Origin of the sequence: Micromonospora sp. NPDC005197, assembly GCF_040608295.1 — a bacterium.
Classification (GTDB): domain Bacteria; phylum Actinomycetota; class Actinomycetes; order Mycobacteriales; family Micromonosporaceae; genus Micromonospora.
The window spans coordinates 1-18,530 of the sequence record NZ_JBEXHY010000106.1 but is presented as its reverse complement, the minus strand read 5'-3'; the positions used below and the strand labels follow the sequence as shown (position 1 = coordinate 18,530).

Genomic DNA, 18,530 nt, shown 5'->3' with positions numbered 1-18,530 from the left:
GGCTCCGCCCGCAGCAGGGCCACCCCGCGCCGGACCAGCACCCGGGGCGCCTTGCGCTGCTCGGACAGGTCGCGGGCCAGCCGGCGCAGGAAGGTCGCCCCGCGCGGACGGCGCAGCGCGTACGCCCCGGCGAGCAGCCCGCGGCGGCGGCACTCCTCGACGATCTCGGCGGCGAAAATCCCTTCGGCCACGAAAAGTGGCGATCCGTCGACATCAAATGGCCGGGTGGCCACCCGTCGATCCGCGCCGATCGCATAAACCGGCACATCGGCACGGCCCTCGCGGGCGAGCCGAGCAATCGTTTCGACGGCGGTCAGGGCGTCCCAGGACTGCGGTGATTCCCAATCGACCTGGCCGTTTCGGCGCGGCAACGTAGGGTCATCGCCGTCCTTGTAGAAGTCGTCCAAACACAGCACCGGCAACCCGGTTTGCTGCGCTATGTACGACTTTCCGGAGCCTGAGGGGCCGGCGAGCAGGACAACGCGGTGGGGATGTTCCATTACCTTCAGTTACTCCGGCCAGACGGACTGCTATCAAATCGCATCAACATCTCATCACACCTTCGGCCGGTGACAACCTGGGCTTTCTTCTTGCCGACCGGCGTGATGGAATCTCGGGGGTCCGACCCGCCGGGTCGGTCGCTGGGCGTTGCCCGGGGCAACGCGTTCAAGCTGTAATCGCGAGGGCGGTGACGTGAGCAAACGGCCAAAGACGGCGGGCTCCTTCCTGTCGCGGCTGCGCCGGCCGGCCAGTCGGCTCCGGGACATGCCGATCTGGTCCAAGCTCGGTCTCATCATGATCGTGCCGACCATCGCCACGGTCGTCGTGGGCACCAGTGGTCTCGTCGACCACCTGGACACGCTCAACAATGCCAACCGAGCCGGCGACCTGGCCAACCTGTCGAGCTATTCGGGTGACCTGGTCGACACGCTGCAGGACGAGCGGACCACCGCCGTGCTGCTGCTGCAGGCCACGGGGACGCAGCCGAAGGCGCAGTACCAGGAGGCCTACAACCGGGTCAACTCCCGGGTCGACCAGGCGACGGGCCCGTACCGGCAGCAACGGGGCGACGTCGAGGACCTGCCGGGCAGCCTCGAGGGTCTGCTCGACGGCATCGACCAGAACCTGCAGGAGCTGCCGGGCGTCCGCAGTCAGGTGTTCAACGGCAAGCTGAAGCTCGCCGAGGCCATCCAGGCGTACGAGGGTCTGATCAACGACCTGCTCGCCATCCGTGACTCGGCCACCCAGCTCGCCGGCGACAACGACCTGAGCGACCGGATGCGCGCCGCCGCGGCGGTCGCCCGGGAGAAGGAGTTCCTCGCCGTCCGCCGGGTCGTCGTCCACCGCGCGCTGGGCGTGCAGGGCGGCCAGCGGCTGACCCCGGCGCTGCGCACCGACTACATCGCCAGCGGCACCGGCCAGCAGCAGGCTCTGCAGAGCTTCAAGGCGGTCGCGAGCCCCGACGAGGCGAAGTACCACGACCAGACGGTCGCCGGCGGTGACCGCCGCGAGGCGCAGAACTACACCGGCTGGATCGACGGCAACACCACCGGCGACATGCGTGGCGCCCCGTTCGGCCCCGACCAGTGGGACTCGGCCATGACGGCCAACGCCAAGCTGATCCGCGCCGTCGAGACGAAGCTCGACGGGGACGTGGTCGCCGAGGCCGACAACCTGCGCTCGGACGTCCAGCGCCAGGTGTTCCTGGAGACCGGCCTGCTGCTCAGCATGCTGCTGCTGGCCATCCTCTTCGCGTACCTGGTCGCCCGCTCGATGGCCCGTTCGCTGCGTGAGCTGCGTCAGGGCGCCCTCTCCGTCGCCCAGTACGGGCTGCCGCAGGCGGTGGCCCGACTCCGTGACCCGCAGGTCGTCGGGCAGCTCTCCCCGGTGCAGCTGGCCAACCAGATCGCCGAGCCGCTGCCGGTCCGCAGCAAGGACGAGTTCGGCCAGGTGACCGAGGCGTTCAACGCCGTTCACCTGGAAGCCGTCCGGACGGCCGCCGAGCAGGCGGCCCTGCGCGCCTCCGTCGCGACCATGTTCGTCAACCTGGCCCGTCGTTCGCAGATCCTGGTCGACCGCCTCATCGGGCACCTCGACCGACTGGAGCGCGGCGAGGAGGACCCGGACCGGCTGGCCGAGCTGTTCCAGCTCGACCACCTGGCCACCCGGATGCGCCGCAACGACGAGAACCTGCTCGTCCTCGCGGGCGCCGACTCCACCCGCGTGCAGCGTGAGCCGGCCGCGCTCATCGACGTGCTGCGCGCGGCGCAGTCCGAGGTCGAGCACTACACCCGGATCGAGTTCGGGGTCATCGACCGCGACATCGAGGTCGCCGCGCACGCGGTCAATGATCTGGTGCACCTCATCGCCGAGCTGTTCGACAACGCCACCGCGTTCTCCCCTCCGGACTCGCAGGTCATGGTCGAGGCCCGCCGGGTCGGTGACCGCGCCTCGCTGTACGTGGAGGACCGCGGCATCGGCATCAGCCGCGAGCAGCTGCACGAGCTCAACGACAAGCTCGCGACGCCGCCGCAGGTGGACGTGGCTGTCTCCCGGATGATGGGCCTGGTCGTGGTCGCCCGCCTGGCGTCGCGGCACGGCGTCCGCGTCGAGCTGCGCCCCGGCGCCGACCGCGGCACGGTCGCCGACGTGACCCTGCCCACCTCGGTGCTGGTGCCCCGCGCGCTCGCCGGCCGGGTGCAGCAGCCGCCGGCCCTGCCCGCGGCCGGCCCGCAGCACGGTGGGCCCGCGCCGGTCCTCGGCGCGCTGCCCGCGCTGGGCAACGGACCCCGCCCCGGCGAGTCCGGCAACCAGGTCACGCTGGGCGGCCGGCCGTTCGACCCGGCCTCGCGCAACGGCGCCGGCACGCCCGCCAACACCGGTGCGTATCGTTCGATGCCCGCCTGGTCGGACCTGACCGGCGCGAGCGCGAGCAACGGGGTCAACGGCGGCGACGGGTTCGCGCCCCGGACGGCCAACGGCCAGCCCATCGACCCGCTGCCGCAGCGGCGGGCCGGCGACGAGCCGACGACCACCGGCCAGCAGCCGGCCATTCCCCGGCAGTTGCCCAGCAGCCCGGAGGTGCACCCGTACTCCGCGCCGCCGGTCTCCGCGCAGCCCTACTCCGGTGCGCCGGTCTCCGCCTCGCCGGCGTCCGGTCAGCCGTACTCCGGTCAGCCGTACTCCGGTCAGCCCTACTCGGGTGCGCCGTACGGCAGCCCGCCGGTGTCCGCCGCTCCGGCCTCCGGCCAGCCGTACGCCGGTCCGCCGGTGTCCGCGTCGCCGGTCTCGGCCTCCCCGGCGTCCGGTCAGCCGTACTCGGCGCCCCCGGCCTCCGGCCAGTCGTTCAGCGGCTTCACGCCCCGGTCCGCCCCGCCCGCTCCGGCGCCCAGCGCCCCGGCGCCGCCGGCCTGGCCGCCGGTGCCCGGCGGCGAGCGGGACACGCAGACCCCGCCGGTGCCCGAGCGGCTCGCCGCCGCCCTGGACATGACGACGGAGCTGCCCCGGGTGCCGCGCCCCGGCGACCAGCCGAGCACCGCGGCCCAGCCGCCGGCTCCGGCGCCCCAGGCTCAGCAGGTCCGCGCCCCGCAGGCTCCGGCTCAGCAGGCTCCGGCCCCGCAGGCCCAGGCTCAGCAGGCCCAGGCGTCGCGTCCGCCGGCGCAGACCCGCCCGGCACCGCAGCAGCCGCAGGCCCAGAACCGCCAGCGGTACGCGGACGAGACCATGGAGCTGCCGATCTTCCGGGAGCTCGAGTCCGCCTGGTTCCGTACCCGCCGTCCGGGTCCGGAGGAGGCCGCGGCCGGCGACAAGCCGGCGGCGAACGGCGGTGGCGGTGACGCCACCCAGCAGTTCGCGGCGGTCGAGGCCACCGGTCGGGCAGTCCACAAGACATCACCCGGGACGACAGGTAACACGCCGATGGCAGACACTCCGACGGCCGGAGGAGCGCCGCAGGACAACGGGTCGACAGCGAACGCGGGCGCACGCCCCGGCCTCGCCGAGAGCCTGCCGAACCGCCGGCCCCAATCGCAGACCAACGGCTGGCAGACCGCCGCCGACGACGGCTGGCGTGCCGCCTCGGCAGCGGCCACGGCGGCGCCGGTCAACGAGACCACCACGACCGGTCTGCCGAAGCGCAAGCCGATGGCGCAGCTGGTGCCGGGCGCGGTGGAGAAGCCCACCACCTCGGTCCAGCGACGTTCCCCGGAGGCGGTCCGTGGCCTGCTCTCCGCCTACCACCGGGGCGTGCAGCGAGGGCGTAGCACCTCGGACAACCCGACCAGCCCGGAGGCGACTCCGGGAGGGCAGCAATCCTCGCAGTCTGGCTCAGGCCCAGCGGCCGGGAGCGGGCAGAAGGAGCAAGAAGGATGACAACTACGCAGGATCTTGGTTGGCTGCTGGCCAACTTCGCCGACCGGGTGCCCGGTGTCGCACATGCGGTCGCCGTCTCGGCGGACGGCCTGCTCCTCGCGTCGTCACGGGACCTGCCGCGGGACCGGGCAGACCAGCTCGCCGCGATCGCGTCCGGTCTGGTCAGCCTCACCCAGGGGGCAGCCCGCTGCTTCGAGGGAGGCGCGGTGCTCCAGACCGTCGTGGAGATGGACAATGGCTTCCTGTTCCTGATGTCCATCTCGGATGGTTCGTCCTTCGCCGTGCTGGCGGCCCGCAGCTCCGACGTCGGGCAGGTCGGCTACGAGATGGCACTACTGGTCGACCGGGTGGGCGACGCCCTGACCCCGCAGCCGCGTGCGGCCGCGGGCATGCTGGGCTGACGCCTCGCCGATCGTGTGGTCGGCGCAACTAAAACGACAAGAACGACGAGTTCCACCGGTGGGAGCCGGTACGGGGTGCGAAGGAGGTGAGCGGCGACATGGCCGATCGTGACGAACCGACCGGAGCGTTGGTCCGTCCATACGCCGTGACCCGTGGTCGAACCCGTCCCCGGCTCGACATCGCGCTGGAGGCGCTCGTCGAGACGACGGTGCGCGGTCGGGCCGCTGCCAATGGCAACGGCGGCCAGGGCCGCGAACACCAGTACATCGCCGCGCTGTGTGACGGACGCGTGCAATCGCTCGCCGAGATCGCGGCGCGGATGCAGCTCCCGCTCGGTGTGGCCCGGGTGCTCATCGCCGACATGGCGACGGACGGCCTGGTCGCGGTCCACGAGCCGACCATCCTGGACGACTCCGACGACGCGGTGGGCACTGAACTGCTGGAGAGGGTGCTGAGTGGACTTCGCAGGCTCTGACATGTCGCACCGCCCACCGAACCCGAGTGGGCGCGTGACGTCGGCGAAGATCGTTATCGCCGGTGGATTCGGCGTCGGTAAGACGACGCTGGTCGGCTCGGTCTCGGAGATCACGCCGCTGACCACCGAGGCCATCATGACCTCCGCTGGCGTGGGCGTCGACGACACCCGGCAGGTGCCGGGCAAGACGACGACCACGGTGGCCATGGACTTCGGCCGGATCTCGATCGACCGTGACCTGATCCTGTACCTGTTCGGTACGCCGGGTCAGACCCGATTCTGGTTCATGTGGGACGAACTGGTGCGGGGCGCGATCGGCGCGGTCGTGCTGGTGGACACCCGCCGGCTGGCCGACTGCTTCGCGGCGATCGACTTCTTCGAGCACCGGCGGCTGCCGTACCTGGTGGCCATCAACTGCTTCGACGGGATGCAGTACCACGACCCGCAGGACGTCCGGGACGCCTTGGCGATCTCGAGCGACGTGCCGGTCGTGGCCTGCGACGCCCGTAACCGGGAGTCGACGAAGCACGTGCTGATCTCGCTGGTCGAGTACGTGCTCACCATGCGCCGTACGCGCGCCGTCGCCCCGGCCTGATCGGGACGCTCTCGCGCCCGGTGGTGGCCCTGGCCACCACCGGGCGCTGAATGCTGCCCGGGTCGGGTACGGCTCCGCCCAAGAGATCTTGGAAGGTGTCCGGCCCTTCGGGGCGGGTTCCTTCCAGGATCTCTTGCGTTGGCGCGCGGTCGTTCGGGCCGCCCTACCCGCGTGTGCGCGGGCCGGTCTGGTTGGCCCCTGAACGCACTTCCGCCCCCAGCCGGTGTACGGCTGAGGGCGGAAGGAACGCGTACGGGAGAGAGTCGCTCAGGACTGGTAGCCGGCGGAGCGGTACTCGTACTCCCGGTCGTCGTCGCGGTCCCCGTGGTCGCGGCTGAAGTCCCAGCCGCCGGCGGCCTCCCGGCCCGGTCGGCCGCCCACCGCGAACCCGCCGATCTCCTGCCCGCGACGCCAGCCGCGGAAGTAGCCGGTGGTGTTCTCCGCGAGGCTCGCCGCGTCGCGCACTATCCGCAGTGGGCGCTCCTCGCGCAGCGGGGAACCCGGGACCAGATTGGCCTGCGGGACGCGCTTCGGCAGCCCGGCGTTGGTCTCGGCGCCCACCGCGGGGCGGGCTGCCTGCTCGGCGGCCTGCCACCCGGTGTCGGCCGTGGTCGACCAGTCCAGGTCGGACTCCTCCTCGGTGTGCCCGACGAACCACGCCGACTTGGCCTGCGCGAAGATCAGCAGATCACCGTCGCCCTCGTCGGCCACCGGCGGCGGCCGGTGCTCGACCGGCGGGGGTCGGTGCTCGACCGGGGGAGGCGGCCGGTGCTCGGCGGCCCGCTCGACGCGGGGCGCCTGACGGTTGTTGCGGGCGGCCTGCTCCCGGTCGACCAGCCGCAGCGGCGGCGTCTCCAGGCGGGGATCACCGGGGGGAGGGTTGAGCCCTTCCCGCAGTGCCCGGTCCGCCAGCGGCGGCGGCTCGACCAGCCGCAGCATGGGTGGCTCCTGGGGCAGGTCGTCGGCCAGCCAGGGCGGCGTGACCCGACCGTCGGCCCGGCCCGGATCGGTCGGGGCGTCGACGCGGTTGCCGCCGTACGAGTAGGCGACGGGGTTGTTCGGCGAGCTGTCGGCCGGGTCCTCCGGGTTGTTGACCAGGGGCCAGTTCGCCCGGGAACCCGGGGGTGCCGACTCCTGACCCGGCCGGGGAGCGGGCACCGGGATGCTGAGGTCGGTGGCGCTGAACCCGCCGGTGGGCGGCTCCTCGACCGGCCGCTGCACGTGACTCTGCCGCTCGCCGTTGGTCTTCGGGCGGGGCGGAATGACCGTGCGCTGCCGCTCGGCCCGCGCGTGGTTGATCGCGGCGGTGGTGAGGGTCGGCCGGAACGGCTCGCCCGCCTCGGCCGGCGGCACGGTGCCCCGCTGAGCCGGCGCGATGGGAGTGATCCCCGGCGGCGGGGGCGGCGGCGACGAGACCGGCCGGTTGGTCGGGCCGTCGATTCGGCTCGGGATGGGCTCGGCACGCCCGGGAGGCGCGGACACCGGCGGGCCGGCGACCGCGGCCGGGGCGATCGGCGCGGGTGCGATCGGCGGAGGGGTGACCGGAGCGGGGGCGACCGGCGGCGGCCCGAGCGGGCGCGGCGACGCCAGCGGGGCGCTGCCCGGTGCCGGCTCGGGTCGGCTGCGTCGGCCGGTGACGGGTGTGGGCTCGGCGGCGATCGGGTTCGGTCGGACGGAGCGCAGGCCGGCGCCGGTGCCGGCGAGGCCGGTCAGCTCGCCGACCGACTCGCCACGACGGGCGGCGGCCCGTCGGCCGGGGGCCGGGGCGGGCGTGCTGACCCGGGCGCTGAGCGCGCTGACGAGGGCCTCGCAGCCGGCGTCGCAGGCCCGTACGGAGGCGACGGCCTGCCGGACGGTCTCGGCCACGGCAGAGGTGAGCGCCCGGTTGACGGCGGCGCGGCGCGGCGTCTCCGAGATGGCGACCCGCAGCGCGGTGACCGCCTCGTTGATCTCTTCGGCGTCGGCGACCCCGTCCGCCGCGAGATGCGCGGCGATGGCGTCCGCGGCGACGGACACCTCGCGGCCACGGGCGATGGTGCCGCCGAGCATGCCCGGCTCGGGCAGCGCGTCCAGCACGGCCAGCGACACCGGCTCGGCCGGATCCGGATAGGCGCGCAGCGCCGCCGGGTAGAGCTCCCGCAGCACCTCGCGCAGCGCCACGGCGGCGGAGTGCCGGCCGCTGGCCAGGGCGGCGTGCGCGGCGAGCACCTGCTTGTAGCCGGCGAGGTCCCGGGGAGCCGGCAGTGTGACGGCGGAGAGCGCGCCGGCCTGCAACGCGCGGGCCAGACCGACGGCCCGGCGCTCGGCCGGCGGCGACTGCATCTCCTCAAGCGAGTCGTCGTCGGCGAACCGCTCGGCGAAGTCGTCCACCGAGTCGTCGTCGGCGATCGCCAGGGGACGACCCGCCGCGCTCAACAGCGAGGTGACCGTGTGGTCGTCGCTGTCGGCGGCGATGGCCGCACCGCTCGGTCCGCCCGACCGCTCCACGAGCAGGGCGACGAGCTGGGCGTAGCCAGCCGCGTCGTCGCCGATCTCGCTGACATGCAGCAGACGGCCTGCGTCGTCGACCACAGCGGACGTCAGCGTCGAACCGGCCGAGGCCGGTCGGTCAGCCGGATCCGCCGAGGCCAGACCGCAGTACACGCGCACGAGCGCCACGGCGTCGTCCTCCTCCCGGGACAGGTCTTCCTACTGCCAGCAACTGATGCTCCCCGGTACGGGTCAGTCGCGCCAGTCCACCACCGCAGAGATCTTGCCGACAATGGTGCGCCAACCCAAACTCGCGGTCTGTGCCCCGATCTTCTTCAACCGTCGCCGGCCCATGAAGGCGCCGATCCCGCCGTTGGCCGTGGCCCGCAGCGCCTCGTCCAGGTCGTCGAGGCTGGAGCCGGCGGAGAGCATGTCCAGAACCGCAGGCAGGCGCAACGCGTACGACAGGTCGCGGGCGACCTCGCCGGCCTCGATCAGCAGGGTCGAATCCCAGCTGTCGTGACCGCCGCGCAGGTTCTCCACGACGAGGTCGAGTTCGTAGGTGTCCTCGTCGAGCGGCGCGATGTCGGCCGGCTCCACCCGTTCGGCCAATTCATTCCAGCTGTCCAGTTGGGACAGATCGTTGGGTGCGCCGGAGCGGATGAAACTGACAAGCGATTCGGGGGTCTTGAACAGCAGCAGCTTGCCCCGGTGGCTGAGGAAGACCGGCACCTCCTCGTCGTCCGCCTCGTCGGCGACGTCCTCGGCTTCGGCCTCGTCGTCGTCCGCGGTCGCGTCGGCGTCCGTGGCGCTGTCGCGGCGACGGCGGGACGGCTCGTCCTCGTCGCTGTCGGCGAACTCCTCGGCCAGCTCCTCGTCGAGGATGACGACGCTCTCGTCGTCCTCCTCCTCGATCACCTGCCGGCGGGCGAGGAACGGGTCGTCCTGGTCGCGCTCGGTCACGTCGGTCGGGGTCAGTGACCCGGCCGGCCGGTACGCCCGCAGCGTGAAGCCGGTGCCGGCGGGCAGGGCGATCTCCACCGGGTCGATCCGCAGCTCGTCCCAGAGCGACCGGTCGGCCGACGCGCGGGTGGTGTCGTCGGCCTCGTCGGCCTCGTCTGGCTCGGCCGGGCCGGTGGTGTCGTCGAGCTCGGGCTCGTCGGCGTCGGGCCGTTGGGGCGACTGGCGGGCCACGCTGACCTCCGTGTGCTTCGGGTTGCCCACTCGCCGGCGTCTCCGGCCGGCGAGTGACTCTGGGCACATACCCTAGTCGGCGGCTCGGGAAGCCCGGAGCCCGCACCCCGGTGGCCGGCCGAGAAACGTCTCGGGCCTGCGCGGGCGCGACGGTGGCGATCGGGCCGTTCGACAAGTAGCGTAACTACGCATGAAGGCCCAGGCGCTGCACGGCCACCTCGACGCCCTTCTGCTCGCCGTTCTCGAACAGGGCGCGCTGCACGGGTACGCCATCATCGAGTCCCTGCGGGCGCGCAGTGACGGCAATCTCGACCTGCCCACCGGCACGATCTATCCGGCGCTGCGCCGGCTGGAGCGCGCCGGTCACGTGGCGAGCACCTGGAGCACGGTCAACGGTCGGGAGCGGCGGACCTACCAGCTCACCGACTCCGGCCGCCGCGCGTTGGCGGGCGAGCGCGCCGGATGGCAGGAGTTCCGCGCGACGGTCGGCCGGTTCCTCGACCCCGGCAGCCCGCCCGGCACCCCCGCCTGAGCGCTGGACGCCCGCTCAGCGGGAAGCGGCGGCCCGCAGCCAGCCGCGCGCGGCCCGGGTCAGGGAGAAGTGCGCCGCACCCACCATCACCATGCCGACGATCATCGGCGGCCACGTCAGCGCCGCGTCCCACAGATCGATCGACCAGACGAAGAGAGACCCGCCGGCCACGATGCCGAGGACCAGCGTGCCGGTCAGGGCGGCGCCCACCGCGCGCTGCGCCGCCGCCAGGCCCGGTCGCGACGACCGGGCGCTCGCCCAGACCACCAGCAGGCCGGTCACGGCCAGCAGCAGCGCGCCGAGCCAGATCCAGTCGACCGAGGCGGACAGCAGCCGGTAGAGCGCCGGCGGCTGCGGACCCGCACTCCAGCTCGACCCGCGCCACGTCAAGTCGCCGGCGGCCACCAGAACCCCGGCCACGGCCAGCATCCGCAGGGACAGGCCGCGCAGGGCGGCCACCGCCAGCTCGGCCTGCCAGGAGGGCAGCAACTGCGCCGGTGAGCCGAACTCGGCCACCGCCCGCAGCTGCGCCTCCGTGGGCGGCACACCACTCTCGCGGTACGCGTCGACGGCGTCCAGCAGGTCGTGCCGCGCCTCGGTGAGCAGGTCGGACTTCAGCCGCGCCGGCCCCTGCAACCGGGACTCCAGCGCCCGCAGGTGCTCCTCGACCAGGAAGTCCTCAGCATGCCGCATGGCACCACCCTGCCACGGACGCGAGCGCCCTCACGTCGGGGAGAACCCTGGTCCGTCCCCGAAGCGGGTCAGGGAGCCAGGGCCAGGTACCCGCGCTCGGCGGCTTCCTGGAGAAGCCACTGGTCCCGGTACCAGCCGGGGGTCGCGACCAACTCGGCGTGCCGGCCGCGCTGGATCACCCGGCCGCCGTCGAGGACGACGATCTCGTCGAGGTCGGCCAGCCCGCTGAGCCGGTGACTGATCAGCAGGACCGAGTGCCCGGCGGGGGTGGCCGCGAGGGCGGAGGCGAGCACCGCGTCGGCGGCGGCCGGGTCCAGCCCCTCGGTGGGCTCGTCGAGCACCAGCACCGGTGGCGCGGCGAGCAGGGCCCGAGCGAGCGCGAGCCGTTGCCGCTGGCCGCCGGAGAGTTGGCCGCCCTCCTCGCCGACCAGGGTGTCCCAGCCGGCCGGCTGGGCGCGTACCCAGTCCAGCAGGCCGGCGGCCGCCGTCGCGGCGGTCAACTCGTCCTCGTCGGCGCCAGCCCGCCCGAGCAGCAGGTTCTCCCGGACCGTGGCATGGAAGACGTACGCCTCGGCGAGCAGCCCGCCGACGCTGCGGGGCAGTTCCTCCTCGGCGTACGTCCCCAGGTCGCGGCCGGCCAGGGTGACGTGGCCGGAGGTGGGTCGGACCGCCCCGGTCAGCACGGCGGCCAGGGTGCTCTTGCCGGCGCCGCTCGGGCCGACGACCGCGATGCGCCGGCCGGCGGGCAGGTCCAGGCTCACCCGGTCCAACGCGGGTGCGGCGCCGGTGCGGTACCGCACGCTCACCTCGTCGAAGCGCAGGTCCTGCGGGTCGGCCCGGTCGGTCACTCGGGGAGCGGGCGGGGCACTGGGCGTGTCGACGTCGAGGAGGGCGGCCACCCGGGCCAGGCCGGGCCGCAGCTGGGTCCACTGCCGGGCAGCCGAGACCAGGGCCAGCGCCACCTCCACGGCGGCCAGGGTGCCGACGGCCAACACCCCGACCAGGACGCCCGGCACGTCGGAGGCCAGCGCGACCAGCACCACCGCGGCGGCGGTCAGTCCGGCGGTCAACACCCCTGCGGCGTCCACCGCGAAGCCGGTGGCGGCCAGCCGGCGTTCCAGGCGGGCGAGCCGGCCGGCCCGCTGCTCGGCGGCGCGCAGCGCGGCGTCGGTCGCCCCGAACGCGGCCAGGTCGGCGGCGCCGTGGGTGAGGTCGACGGCGTCGGTGGCCAGCGCGCCGCGCAGCGGTGCCACCTCGGCCGCGCTGCGCCGGGTGACCGCGGTGGCCAGCGCCGGCAGCGCCACACCGGCGACCACCAGCCCGAGCGCGAGCACACCGGCGGCCGGCGGCGAGATCAGCGCCGCCCCGGCCACCGCCAGCACCCCGACCAGGGCCGCCGCCGAGCCGGGCACCAGCACCCGCAACAGCAGATCCTGGACCGCCTCGACGTCGGACACCAGCCGGCTCAGGACGTCCCCCGAGCGGTGTCGAGTGTCGCGGCGGGCCGTGAGGGTGGCGAAGACCCGGGCCCGCACGTCGGTGATCATGCGAAGGACCGCGTCGTGCCCGGCGAGCCGTTCGGTGTAGCGGAACACGCCCCGGCTGATCGCCAGCGCCCGGACCGCGACGATCGCCACGGTGAGCCGGTCCAGCGGAGGCCGCCCGGCGGCGCTCATCAGCAGCCACGTCGCGGTGGCCATCAGGGCGATCCCGGCGAACTCGGTGGCGGCGGCGAGCAGCCCGGCGCCGGCCAGTCGACCCAGGTACGGGTGGGCCAGCCGCAGCACTGCGCGCTCGGCGCCGGCCCGCCCGGCCGATGTCACCCCAGCCGCGACCTCCGGCCCGTGTTCCGTGCTCATCGGGCCGCCTTTCCGATCGGTTCGGGCGTCAGCTCGGTGACCCGGCCGTCCTCGATGCGCAGGACCCGGTCGGCGTCGGTCAGCAGCGCTGGCCGGTGCGCCACCAGCAGCGCCGTCCGTCCGGCGACCAGCCGGCGGGTGGCGTCCAGCACCACCGCCTCGGCGGCCGTGTCCAGCCGCGCCGTGGGCTCGTCGAGCAGCACCACCGGGGCGTCGCGCAGGAACGCCCGGGCCAGTGCGACCCGCTGCCGCTGGCCGCTGGACAGGCCGTGCCCGCGCTCGCCGAGCAGCGTGTCCAGCCCCTCGGGCAGGCCGGCCACCACGTCGTCCAGGGCCGCGGCGCGCACCGCGGCGGCGAGCGCCTCGGGCGGGGTGTCCGGTGCGCCGAGCCGGATGTTGTCGGCCAGCGAGGTGGCGAAGAGGTGGGCGCGCTGCGGCACCCAGGCGAGCTGCCGACGCCAGGCGTCCGGGTCTGCGGTGGCGAGGTCGACGCCGTCGACGGTGATCCGGCCGCTGGTCGGGGTCACGAAGCCGAGCAGCAGACCGAACAGGGTGCTCTTGCCGGCGCCGCTGGGCCCGATGATGGCGATCCGTTCGCCGGGTCGGACGGTCAGGGTCACGTCGCGCAGCGCGGTGGTCCGCTCGTACGCCACGGTCACGGCCTCGAACCGGATCTCACCGCGACCGTCCGGGATGGTCGCGCCCTCCGCGGCGCGGGGGGTGGCGGGCGCGGCCGAGACGGTGAGCGCCTCGTCCAGCGCGGTGAGCCCCTCCATGCTGGCGTGGAAGCGGCTGCCGGCGGCCCGCAGCGGCAGGTACGCCTCGGGGGTGAGCAGCAGCACCAGCAGCGCGGTGTGCAGGGCCAGCCCGCCGCCGAGCAGCCGGATGCCGACCGGCACCGCGACCAGGGCCACCGAGAGAGTGGCGACCAGCTCCAGCACCAGCGCCGAGAGGAACGCGATCCGCAGCGTCTTCATGGTGGCGACCCGGTGCCCGTCGGCCATCCGGCGGACCACCTCGGTCTGCGCCCGGGCCCGGCCGAACGCGCGCAGGGTGGGCAGCCCGGCCACCATGTCCAGGAAGTGTCCGCCCAGCAGGGCCAGCCGACGCCACTGCCGCTCGGTGGCGGCCTGCGCCTGCCAGCCGAGGAGCGCGCCGAAGACCGGGATCAGCGGCAGCGTCAACGCGATGATCAGCGCCGAGCTCCAGTCGGCGACGACGATCCGGGCCAGCACGGCCACGGGCACCGTCACGCTGAGCACCAACTGCGGCAGATACCCGGTGAAGTAGGCGTCCAGCGCGTCCAGCCCACGCCCGGCCAGGGTGGCCAGCTCACCGGCCCGCTGCCCCGCCACCCAGCCCGGCCCGTGCCGCCCCACCGCGCCGAGCAGGTCGGCCCGCAGCGTGGCCTTGACCGTGGCGGCGACCCGCGCGGAGACCGTGCCCTGTGCCCAGACCAGCGCCGACCGGGCGGCGACCGCGACCACGAGGCCCAACAGCGCCGGCCGGTTCAGCCGCCCGTCAAAGGCGGTGGCCAGCACCGCCGCCAACGCGGTGGCCTGCGCGACGATCAACGCGGCGGCGAGCACGCCGAGGAGCGCGAGCACGGCAAGATCGCGCCGGGCCGCGGGGACCCGACGCAGCAGACGCGGGTCGAAGGGACGGCGGTTCACCAGTACACCGGTGCCCTGCCGTCGGTCCGTCCCCGGAAAACCCACCAGCACATCGCCTGGAAGCCTAGTAGGGCCGGCAGCAGCGGCAGCGCCACCCAGCCAAGCAGCCGCAGCGTCGGCGCGCTGGCGGCCGCGTCGGCCACCGTCAGCGAGGCGCCCGGGTCGGTCGTGGACACCAGCACGTAGGGCCAGAGAGCCGCGCCGACCAGCGCCACCGGCAGCGCCATTGCCGCGCCGGTGGCGATCAGGGCCCACCCGGGCCGCCGCCGCGCCAGCGCCGCGCGGGCCGCCAGCAGCGCCGCCACCAGCAACACCGGCAGGAGTACGGCCACCGCCGGTCGCCCGACGGCGTCGCGTACCCGCCAGGAGAGCAGGCCCACGACGGTGGCCACGGCGACCGCGCAGAGCGCCACCGGCACCAGCCGGCGGGCCGTGCGCCCGGCCACGGCGGCGGCGTCGGCCGGCAGTCGCAGCGTGAGGAAGGTCGCACCGTGCACCGCGGCCAGGGCGACCATGGTCAGCCCGGCCGTCGCCGCGAACGGGGTGGCCAGGTGCGACACCCCGGCGACGTGCCCGTCGGCCTGGCGGGGCACGCCCTGCAACAGCGCGGCCAGCACCACGCCCCAGCCCAGCGCGGCGAGCGCGCTGCCGACCACGATGACCCGGTCCCAGCGGGCGCGGACCCGCTCGTCGCTCGGCCGGCTGCGCAGTTGCACCCCGGCGGTGACCAGGATGACGCCGACCAGCGCGCCGGCGAACGCCGGGTAGCAGCCGGCGAGCAGCTCACCCTCCAGCACCGGGAAGGCGCCGAACAGGATGCCCACGGCGGCGACCAGCCAGACCTCGTTGCCGAGGAAGAACGGGCCGAGGGCGGTGAGCGCGGCCCGCCGCCCGGCCGGGGCGCCGCCCCGGGCGAGCAGCAACCCGACGCCGTAGTCGTAACCGGCGAGCACGAGGTAGCAGGCGAAGAAGAGGCCGAGAAGGACGTACCAGGCGAGATCCACGGGTGAGTCTCCTCAGTCGCTCAGGCGAGGGCGGGTTCGGGGTGGGCCGGCTCGCCGAGCGCTGCCGGTGGACGGCCGAGAGCCGGGTCGGCCGCGCCTCGTCCCGCGTGCCGGGCGAGCAGCACCCAGTTGGTGACGGCGAGGGTGCCCAGCAGCATGCTGAAGCCGATCAGCGAGGCGAGCATCACCGGCGTGCCGACGGGGGAGACCGCCTGCTCGGTGGGGAGCAGGCCGTACGCCACCCAGGGCTGGCGGCCGACCTCGCGGGCGATCCAGCCGAGGATCACCGCGACGAACGGCAACGGCACGGCGAGCAGGATGAGCCAGAGCGGGAAACGCAGCCGGACGATCCAGTCCCGGTAGAGCAGGGGCAGCAGGAACCACACGCAGCCGAGGGTGAAGCCGACCAGGATCATGAAGCCCAGCCCGACGCTGGCCAGGACCGGCGGGGTGTAGTCGCCGGGCCCGAACCGCGTGGTCCACTCGCCGATCAGGGCCTGCGCCTCGGGGCTGTCCGCGCCGAACTTGCTCGGCTGCACCGCGCCGACCGGGCCGAACTGGGCGAAGCCGAAGCCCTGCACCATCGTGATCGCCAGTGCCGCCGTGACCAGGCCGATCCGCAGCGAGGTGCGGAAGAGCGCGAAGTCGGGCGTACGCCGGATCAGGTGCCAGGCGCTGACGGCCGCCATCAGCATCCCGCCGACCAGGAGCGCCGCGGAGACCACGTGCCCGAACGCCATGCCGAGGGTGGGGTTGGTGAGCAGCGCGCCGAAGTCGGTGAGGTGGGCGATCCCGTCGCGGACCTCGTACCCGACCGGGTGTTGCAGCCAGGAGTTGGCCACCATGATCCAGAACGCCGAGGCGTACGCGGTGAGCGCCACGCCCCACAGCAGCGCGAGGTGGACGCCCTTGCCGAGCCGGTGCCAACCGAAGATCCACATCCCGAGGAACGTGGACTCCAGGAAGAACGCCACCAGCGTCTCGATCGCCAGCGGCGCGCCGAAGACGTTGCCGACGTAGCGCGACAGGCCGCTCCAGTTCAGCCCGAACTGGAACTCCATCACGATGCCCGTGGCGATGCCGAGCACGTAGTTGATCACGTAGAGCTGACCCCAGAACCGGGTCAGCCGCTCCCACTTCGGGTTGCCGGTGAGCACCCAGGCGGTCTGCATCCCGACCAGCAGCGTGACCAGCCCGAGCGTGACGACCACGAACAGGAAGTGGATCGACGTGGTGGTGGCGAACTGCAGGCGGGCGAGGAGCAGCGTGTCCATGGCCGGCTCTCCCTAGCTGTTGGCTCCCTTGTCGTAGCAACCCTACACGTAGCCTGGCTACATAAAACTACTACGCTTCGTCGTAGACAATGCTACGACGAGGCGTAGTAGGTGTGGTTGTCGGGAGGGGTGCGGCGACGCATCGCCAGACGGGGGCCACTCGCCCGCCCACCCTCGTTGCGGCGCCTTTGCTCTGCTTCAACCCACGCAACAGTTCTGCCGCAAAAGCGGTGCGTGGGTTGAAGCAGAGCAAAGGGAGACTCGACCAGCTGCCCACCCCGCCGGCGACACCACGCCGTCAGCCGAGTGGGGCGGGTTGGCGCGTCAGCTCAGGAAGAGCGTGATCGGGAGGGCGACCAGGGTGGTGGCCACCGCGAGGGCCGTGGCGCCGAGGGCCAGAGGCGGCCGGTCGGCAACCAGTAGGCGCTGTACGCGTACGTCCAGGTCGCGGTCGCCCAGGCCCAGGGCTCCGGCCGGGGTGACCCGGTGCCCGGCGGCGGCGAAACGACGAAGCGCGCCCGCCAGCGGAGCCTCGGCGTGCAGCTCGCGTGCCTTGTCGTCGGCGCGCATCTCGACCAGCAGGGCGACCCGCTCGTGCGCGTCGCGGACCCAGCCGAACCACGGCAGCGCCCGGCAGAGGGCGGTGAACGGCAGCAGCACCAGATCGTGTCGCTCATGGGCGTGCGCGCGCTCGTGGGAGAGCACGGCGGCCAGCTCGGCGCGATCCAGCAGGCTCAGCGTGCCCGCGCTGACCACCACCTGCGGCTTCACCCCGGGCAGGCAGTACGCGGCGGCGCTCGGATGGTCCAGGACGAGCGCCCCGGGCGCGGCCGGGTCGTCCCGGGCCACCAGGGTGAGCAGGTCCCGGTGTCGGCGCTGGGCGCGGATGGTCCCGTGGATGCTGCGGACGGTCGTGGTGACGAGCACCGCTCCGATGCCGAAGCCCACCCCGACGCCGGCGAGGTGGAACGCGGTCACGCCGATCGGCAGGCTGCCGTGGGCGAGGTCGGTGGTCAGGGCGAGCAGTGCGCTGCCGGTCGGCAGGTCGTACGCGGTCAGCCCGAGGGCCATCGGCAGGCCCATCGCGGAGAGGCCCAACGCCAGCCCGACGGCCTGCCAGCAGACGATCGCCACCCGCGGGCTGCGCCAGGTCCAGGTGGAGCGGGCCAGCACCTGCGCGGTCAGATAGCAGGCGAGCATGGTGGCGGCGAAGTGCACGGCGTAGGCCATGGCGCGCGCCCTACCGCTCCGCTGCCTCGCCGGCCGGCCGCCGGCCCGCCGGCGGATCCACCCGGTCGGTCAGGGCGTCGGCCCCGCCCGTGGCGCCGTCGGCGGAACTCGGCCCGGCCAGCCCGGCCTCGCTGCCCAGGGCGGCCCGCAGCACCTCGGCCTCGGTGCCGGTCACCGAGCGGGCGAAGCGCACCAGCGCGGCGTCGCGGCTGCCGCCCAGGTCGAGGGCGTCGAGCATGAGCTGGGCGATGTGCGCCTCACGACTGGCCGCCGGCCGGTACCGCCAGGCGCGGCCCTCCCGTTCCCGCTGCACCATGCCCTTGCCGGCGAGCCGGTCGAGAACGGTCATCACCGTCGTGTACGCCAGTTCGCGGCCGTCGAGCGCGTCGGCCACCTCGCGCACGGTCACACCGTCCGACGTGCCCGGGACCACGTCCCACAGCACGTCCATCACCGCACGCTCAAGATCGCCCAACCGAGTCACCCCCCAATCCTACCCCCGGTAGTAGACCCCCCACCCACCCGACCAGCCCGATCACGAGTCACCCGGCCCGGAAGACCGATCCCTCGCGAACCCATGATCAAGACGGCCCCGGGACCGGGCAGCCTGGCGCAAGATCCGCACAAGAACAGGGATGTTGCTGCCTCCATCGCCCCGGAGGCAGCAACATCCCGGAAGTTGCGCAGATCCCGGCCGCCCCGCCGGCCCCGCCCGATCGCGCCGATCGCCCCGCCGGCCCCGCCCGATCGCGCCGATCG

At 73.9% G+C, this 18,530-nt stretch carries 15 protein-coding genes; 5 read left to right on the top strand and 10 right to left on the bottom strand.

Annotated features, from left to right (window positions below; translation table 11 throughout):
• The coding region (locus ABZU46_RS25195) for an ATP-binding protein (RefSeq protein ID WP_354861594.1) at window positions 1-416 on the bottom strand (416 nt) is incomplete at its 3' end.
• A 277-nt stretch (window positions 417-693) separates the two neighbouring features.
• On the opposite strand from ABZU46_RS25195, the gene ABZU46_RS25190 reads away from it, so the two are divergent.
• The 4 genes from ABZU46_RS25190 (at window position 694) to ABZU46_RS25175 (ending at window position 5,843) form a co-directional block, all read left to right on the top strand.
• Window positions 694-4,371: a nitrate- and nitrite sensing domain-containing protein gene (locus tag ABZU46_RS25190; protein ID WP_354861592.1), complete on the top strand. Its 3,678-nt coding sequence runs from the start codon at window positions 694-696 to the stop codon at window positions 4,369-4,371.
• Window positions 4,368-4,772 (top strand): roadblock/LC7 domain-containing protein, encoded by a 405-nt coding sequence (locus ABZU46_RS25185; protein ID WP_007455462.1) that lies wholly within the window; start codon window positions 4,368-4,370, stop codon window positions 4,770-4,772. Before ABZU46_RS25190 ends, ABZU46_RS25185 begins: the two co-directional genes overlap by 4 nt.
• A gap of 98 nt (window positions 4,773-4,870) precedes the next feature.
• Entirely contained in the window at window positions 4,871-5,248 is a 378-nt protein-coding gene (locus ABZU46_RS25180) for a DUF742 domain-containing protein (protein WP_030329021.1), read from the top strand.
• Window position 5,249: 1 nt separating this feature from the next.
• Window positions 5,250-5,843 (top strand): ATP/GTP-binding protein, encoded by a 594-nt coding sequence (locus tag ABZU46_RS25175; RefSeq protein WP_007455465.1) that lies wholly within the window; start codon window positions 5,250-5,252, stop codon window positions 5,841-5,843.
• A gap of 267 nt (window positions 5,844-6,110) precedes the next feature.
• Here ABZU46_RS25175 and ABZU46_RS25170 read toward each other — a convergent pair whose 3' ends face one another.
• Window positions 6,111-8,525 carry a transposase gene (locus tag ABZU46_RS25170; protein WP_354861593.1) on the bottom strand — a complete coding sequence of 805 codons (2,415 nt, stop codon included), beginning with the start codon at window positions 8,523-8,525 and terminating at the stop codon, window positions 6,111-6,113.
• Window positions 8,526-8,564: 39 nt separating this feature from the next.
• The gene (locus tag ABZU46_RS25165) at window positions 8,565-9,536 is read right to left on the bottom strand and encodes a DNA primase (RefSeq protein ID WP_354861590.1); all 972 of its coding nucleotides are present in this window, start codon (window positions 9,534-9,536) and stop codon (window positions 8,565-8,567) included.
• Window positions 9,537-9,696: 160 nt separating this feature from the next.
• On the opposite strand from ABZU46_RS25165, the gene ABZU46_RS25160 reads away from it, so the two are divergent.
• Window positions 9,697-10,038, top strand: a complete 342-nt coding sequence (locus ABZU46_RS25160; RefSeq protein WP_354861589.1) for a helix-turn-helix transcriptional regulator — start codon at window positions 9,697-9,699, stop codon at window positions 10,036-10,038.
• Between the two features lie 15 nt (window positions 10,039-10,053).
• On the opposite strand, the gene ABZU46_RS25155 is transcribed toward ABZU46_RS25160, so the two are convergent.
• From ABZU46_RS25155 to ABZU46_RS25125, 7 genes are all read right to left on the bottom strand, one after another.
• Complete coding sequence (locus tag ABZU46_RS25155; RefSeq protein ID WP_354861587.1) at window positions 10,054-10,731, bottom strand: permease prefix domain 1-containing protein; 678 nt, start codon at window positions 10,729-10,731, stop codon at window positions 10,054-10,056.
• 68 nt (window positions 10,732-10,799) lie between these two features.
• Window positions 10,800-12,590, bottom strand: coding sequence for a thiol reductant ABC exporter subunit CydC (gene cydC, locus ABZU46_RS25150; protein WP_354861586.1), 1,791 nt, complete (start codon window positions 12,588-12,590; stop codon window positions 10,800-10,802).
• Window positions 12,587-14,263, bottom strand: a complete 1,677-nt coding sequence (cydD, locus tag ABZU46_RS25145; RefSeq protein WP_354861584.1) for a thiol reductant ABC exporter subunit CydD — start codon at window positions 14,261-14,263, stop codon at window positions 12,587-12,589. Before cydD ends, cydC begins: the two co-directional genes overlap by 4 nt.
• Entirely contained in the window at window positions 14,260-15,267 is a 1,008-nt protein-coding gene (locus ABZU46_RS25140; protein ID WP_354861582.1) for a cytochrome d ubiquinol oxidase subunit II, read from the bottom strand. Before ABZU46_RS25140 ends, cydD begins: the two co-directional genes overlap by 4 nt.
• Window positions 15,268-15,287: 20 nt before the next feature.
• Window positions 15,288-16,541, bottom strand: a complete 1,254-nt coding sequence (locus ABZU46_RS25135) for a cytochrome ubiquinol oxidase subunit I (RefSeq protein ID WP_354861581.1) — start codon at window positions 16,539-16,541, stop codon at window positions 15,288-15,290.
• Between the two features lie 324 nt (window positions 16,542-16,865).
• Window positions 16,866-17,771: a M56 family metallopeptidase gene (locus ABZU46_RS25130; RefSeq protein ID WP_354861579.1), complete on the bottom strand. Its 906-nt coding sequence runs from the start codon at window positions 17,769-17,771 to the stop codon at window positions 16,866-16,868.
• Window positions 17,772-17,781: 10 nt separating this feature from the next.
• Window positions 17,782-18,255 carry a BlaI/MecI/CopY family transcriptional regulator gene (locus tag ABZU46_RS25125; RefSeq protein WP_354861578.1) on the bottom strand — a complete coding sequence of 158 codons (474 nt, stop codon included), beginning with the start codon at window positions 18,253-18,255 and terminating at the stop codon, window positions 17,782-17,784.
• Window positions 18,256-18,530 lie beyond the last annotated feature (275 nt).